The organism is Haladaptatus sp. W1, from assembly GCF_001723155.1.
Lineage (GTDB): Archaea > Halobacteriota > Halobacteria > Halobacteriales > Haladaptataceae > Haladaptatus > Haladaptatus paucihalophilus.
In genome coordinates, this window is sequence record NZ_MEIH01000014.1 from 1 (window position 1) to 2,654 (window position 2,654).

General features: G+C 54.6%; 2 protein-coding genes and 1 pseudogene. 2 read left to right on the forward strand and 1 reads right to left on the reverse strand.

Translation table 11 applies throughout. The annotated features are described in order from the left end of the window. Nucleotides 1–36: 36 nt before the first annotated feature. Nucleotides 37–450: a hypothetical protein gene (locus tag BG842_RS00580; protein ID WP_139135969.1), complete on the reverse strand. Its 414-nt coding sequence runs from the start codon at nt 448–450 to the stop codon at nt 37–39. Between the two features lie 696 nt (nt 451–1,146). On the opposite strand from BG842_RS00580, the gene BG842_RS30810 reads away from it, so the two are divergent. Together BG842_RS30810 and BG842_RS00590 are read left to right on the forward strand one after the other, a co-directional pair. Further along, entirely contained in the window at nt 1,147–1,572 is a 426-nt protein-coding gene (locus BG842_RS30810) for an AI-2E family transporter (protein ID WP_254662804.1), read from the forward strand. After that, a pseudogene (locus tag BG842_RS00590) lies at nt 1,563–2,350 on the forward strand (tryptophanase); the annotation flags it as partial. The gene BG842_RS30810 and the pseudogene BG842_RS00590, both read left to right, overlap by 10 nt. Nucleotides 2,351–2,654: the final 304 nt, after the last annotated feature.

Consider the following 2,654-nt stretch of genomic DNA (forward strand, 5'->3'; position numbering starts at 1 on the left):
TGGGAGGTGCTCTAATAGCTCATCTCTCCGCAGAAATCACCGCTTCTCACCACCTTTCATGACCTTCAGTCGTCCTCTCTCATCCTCACCTGGAAAGAGTTCCGAGAAACGATCAACCAGCGCCTCAACTTGCGGGTGATCAGTATACGCCACGTTTTTAGTAGACCGATCGTATTCGATGAGCCCTGCATCGGCAAGTTTCGGGAGATGACAGTGCTGGAGTGAGACGGTGACTTCGTCCACTTTGTCCGTCAGAGCGGTTTCAGGAGCTGGCGTATCTTCCCAGGCACTGATATCAGCCACTAACTCCTCGAGGGAGATCGGTTGGTTCGCCGTTTGGAGCCGTTTTAATACATATCGTCGCCGTCGATCCGTAAGAAGACCGAAGAGGCGATTCATTTGCTCGGCGGTGACATCATGAGGTGGTATCTTCTCGAACTGATTTTCCATAGCTATGCTATGACCCCTGAACCAGTAATGATTATTCATGAATATTCCCAGATATTGTGGAAAGCACAGGTAGTTTTGAACTCACTATAGAGTGCTAATAGCCGCGACATCCATCTACTGGTTTCTAACTTGCTAAGCGGAAATCGACGCACCGGTGTACAGCTGATCGTGTCATAGTATGCCTCGTTTCACTATGGTGAACGATCGCTTGTCTACTGACCTCATCACACAATGTGCCAGTCGTTGTACTTACGATGTTGTCTCGCTAAGTTTGATGCGTGGAACACGACATCACTCAAAACCGGGAAAGGATAGCCTGGTGGCTGATCTTCAGCATTCTTGGCGTACTTTTCGTCTACATCCTCTACTCGTATGTGGGTACGATCGTTCTCGGATTATTTGTTTACTATGCAACGCGACCCGTGTACCGGCAGCTAACCCATCGTGTGGGATCACCGACGCTCGCAGCCGGGCTTTCTCTCGGTATGCTCGCGTTCCCAGGATTACTTCTGATCGCGTATACTGTACTCGTGAGTATTCACCAGGTGAATGAACTCTTTGGGTCAAATTTGGATCAATATCAATTACTTCTTGGGCCATTTCTGCAGCGTGTTATTGGGACACAGGATCTACAGGTATATTGCAGCAGTTGCTTTCAAATCCCCAGCAACTTACGCAGTATCTAGTCCACAGACTATGAGTAAGATACTCACATCAACAGGTGGATATCTGAGTGCAATTGTCGTCGGTCTTTTGCACGTTTTCATTGCACTCGCAATTGCGTTCTATCTTCTCCGAGATGGTCAGAGGCTTGCGAATTGGTTCACATCACATATTAGTAAGTCGGACAGCGCAACACATGCCTTCTTAGAGGCCGTTGATACTGATCTTCAGACGATCTACTTCGGCAATATTTTGAATGCCTTCGTGGTCGCTATCATCGCTTCGATCACGTATACGGCCCTCAATGCGATTGCTCCTCCTGGGCTTGCCTATTCCAGCAACTGTTTTGTTCGGGCTATTAACGGGGCTTGCAAGTCTAGTTCCAGTGGTTGGAATGAAACTCGTCTACGTTCCAGTCGGTCTTTATCTAGCTGGCGTCGCATTAGCATCAGACCGTGAGCGTTCAGAACCTCCGCGACGCGCGCGAGGTGGCCGACGAAATCGACGCCACGTTCGTCATCGACGCCTGCCGATTCGCCGAGAACGCCTACTTCGTACAACAGCGCGAGGCGGAGTTCGAAGGGTCGAGCGTCGCCGCCATCGCCCGCAAGGAACTCTCCTACGCCGACGCCATCGTCATGAGCGGGAAGAAGGACGCGCTCTCCAACATCGGCGGCTTCGTCGGCGTGCGCGACGACGAACTGTTCGAACACGCCAAACAGCGCGGTATCCTCTACGAGGGCTTTTCGACCTACGGCGGCCTCTCCGGGCGCGACTTGGAGGCCATGGCGGTCGGCCTCCGCGAGGCGGTCACGCAACCCTACATCGAATCCCGCGTCGAACAAGTTGCGGAACTGGGCGACCTCCTCCTCGACGCCGACGTCCCGATTTACGCGCCGACCGGCGGCCACGCGGTGTACGTGAAGGCCGAGGAGTTCCTGCCGAACATCCCCCGCGAGCAGTTCCCGGGCCAAGTGCTAGTCGGCGAACTCTACCGCGAGGCGGCGTCCGCGCCGTCGAACTCGGTGAGTTCGCGTTCCCCGGCGAGGACCGCCCGCAACTCGTTCGGCTCTGTCTGCCCCGCCGCACGTACTTCCGCGAGCATCTGGAGCACATCGCGGAAACCTTCGAGAAGGTCGGTGAACGCCGCGACGAACTGTCCGGCCTCGAAATCGTCTGGGAACCGCCGATGGAGGAGCTTCGCCACTTCAGCGCGAAACTCGAACCCGTCGAGTAGCGGCGAGACGACGCTTTTTGCCGCTTTCGAACCTTTCGACCGTTCGTCGTGTCAACGAAACAGCTACCGAGAACTATTGAGTGCTATATGCCCCTCCGGGCTACGCTCTAGCAAGGTATTTTAGCTCCGTGGCGAACTCTCAACTAGCGAACCAGCAACCCCCTCGACAGAATGAGCACGAACGACACACCGATAACGGTCCTGTTCACCGTCGATTCGCTCCGAGCGGACGCACTGCCCGACGACGGCACGATTGCCGACCTCGCAACGCACGGAACGTCCTTCGAGAACGCCTTCGCGCACG